Raw genomic sequence first — 2,004 nt, forward strand, 5'->3', positions numbered from 1 at the left:
CCTTAAAGGTTTATAGGAAATATTTTGTAAGAACCCGCAAAACCTTGTGAAACAGCGCATTACCCCGCATTTCCTGACAGCATACCACCCCAATTACTACGAATTTACTACCAAGGGATGAGCTTTGATACGACAAAACACCGGGAAATGCGGACATACGGTTTAGCGCCGCCCTTTGAACTACTCTCTAAAATCACATATCGCTTGACTGGATAGGCCGTCTTTTCAATGATGAAAAGGCGGCTTTTTCCATGCCCGTACATAGCCGCCTGTTTCGCCGCAGGCGGCTAAATTTATGGAGAAGGAGGAACCCCCAAAATGGCGAAACCAAAAGTGATAAGCGTAGCAAATCAAAAGGGCGGAGTTGGCAAAAGCACGACCGTCTACAACCTGGGGGCCGGTCTTGCGCTGGAAGGAAAGAAAGTTCTCCTGCTGGACGTAGACCCCCAGGGCGATCTGACCAAAATGCTGGGCCAGCGCAAGCCCCACGACCTGCCCGTGACCCTTGCCAATGCCATGAACGACGTTGTGGCCGGGACAATGCCCCGCGACCACCCGGAGATCATGCACCACCATGAGGGCTTTGACTTTGTGCCGGGGAACCGCAGCCTGTCCGCCGTGGAGGTGGGGCTGGTAAACGTGATGAGCCGGGAAACGGTGCTACGGCAGTATGTGGACAGCGTGAAGCGGGATTATGATTATGTTCTGCTGGATTGCCGCCCCTCGTTGGGTATGCTGGTCATCAACGCCCTGTCCGCGTCGGATTATGTGCTTGTGCCTGTTCAGGCGGACTATCTGGCGGCGGAGGATATGACGGAGTTGGTAGGCACCGTGCGGAGCATCCAGCGTCAGATCAACCCCCGTCTAAAGATCGGCGGCGTGTTTCTGACGATGGCGAATGAAACCACGTTCCGCAAGGACATCGTGAACAGCGTCAAGTCGAACTTTGGGCGGCACCTGCCCGTGCTGGACACGGTGATCCCGGCCACGGTGCGGCTGGCGGAGGTCAGCACAGCGGACAAGAGCATCTTCCAGCACGAACCCAGGGGACGGGCGGCGGACGCCTACCGCAAACTGACAAAGGAGGTGCTGGACATTGGCAGCAAAGAGCGCAGCCGGACTTCTGACCTCGGTAGATAGTATGTTCACCACCCAGGAGGAACGGGACAACGCCCAGCGCAGCTATGTGATCGACCTGCCCACCGCCGAGATCAGCGACTTTCCCGACCACCCGTTCAAGGTGCGGATGGACGAGGAAATGGAGCAGATGGTGGAGAGCGTCAAAGAACGCGGAGTTCTTTCCCCCGTCCTGGTGCGGCCCATGCCGGACGGCAGTTATCAGATGGTGTCGGGCCACCGGCGCAAGCTGGCGTCAGAGCTGGCGGAACTGCCTACGGTGCCCTGCATCGTCCGGGAGCTGACCGATGATGAAGCCATCATTATCATGGTGGACAGCAACCTCCAGCGTGAGCGTGTCCTGCCCTCGGAAAAGGCGTTTGCCTATAAGATGAAGCTGGATGCCATGAAACGGCAACAAGGGGAGCGCACAGATTTAACCTCTGCAACACCGTTGCAGAAGTTAGGTGGTAAGACCTCGCGGGAGATTTTGGCGGAGCAATCGGGCGAAAGCCATGAGCAAATCCGAAAGTATATCCGCCTGACAAACCTTGTACCCGAACTGTTGGATATGGTAGACAATACTGTGCTGAAAGGAAAGGGCACGTTACAAATGGCCCTGCGCCCTGCCGTAGAGCTGTCCTATCTGCCGGAGAACGAGCAGAACGCCTTGTTGGAGGTCATGGAGGGCGAGGACTGCACCCCCTCCCACGCCCAGGCCATCAAAATCAGGGACTTTTCCGAAAAGGGCAAGCTGAACCCCGACGTGATCCTGTCCATCATGCAGGAGGAAAAGCCCAATCAGGTGGAGCAGTTCAAAATGCCCCGGAACCGCATCGACAAGTTTTTCCCTGCGGGGACGCCCGCACAGAAGATCGAGGACACCAT

Annotated in this window: 2 protein-coding genes; both read left to right on the forward strand. The window is 56.6% G+C overall.

The genetic code is table 11. The features are described from left to right. The first annotated feature begins 318 nt into the window (after positions 1–318). Positions 319–1,140 (forward strand): ParA family protein, encoded by an 822-nt coding sequence (locus tag JX325_RS15875; RefSeq protein ID WP_204792023.1) that lies wholly within the window; start codon positions 319–321, stop codon positions 1,138–1,140. Beyond that, a partial coding sequence (locus JX325_RS15880; RefSeq protein ID WP_374220650.1) for a ParB/RepB/Spo0J family partition protein occupies positions 1,097–2,004 on the forward strand: 908 nt, incomplete at its 3' end. The genes JX325_RS15875 and JX325_RS15880, both read left to right, overlap by 44 nt.

It is taken from the genome of Oscillibacter sp. CU971 (genome assembly GCF_905219725.1).
Classification (GTDB): Bacteria; Bacillota; Clostridia; order Oscillospirales; family Oscillospiraceae; genus Oscillibacter.

Bases quoted from the DNA above. Each gene is read 5' to 3' on its own strand.
- JX325_RS15875 (WP_204792023.1), top strand. From the start codon at position 319: ATGGCGAAACCAAAAGTGATAAGCGTAGCAAATCAAAAGGGCGGAGTT.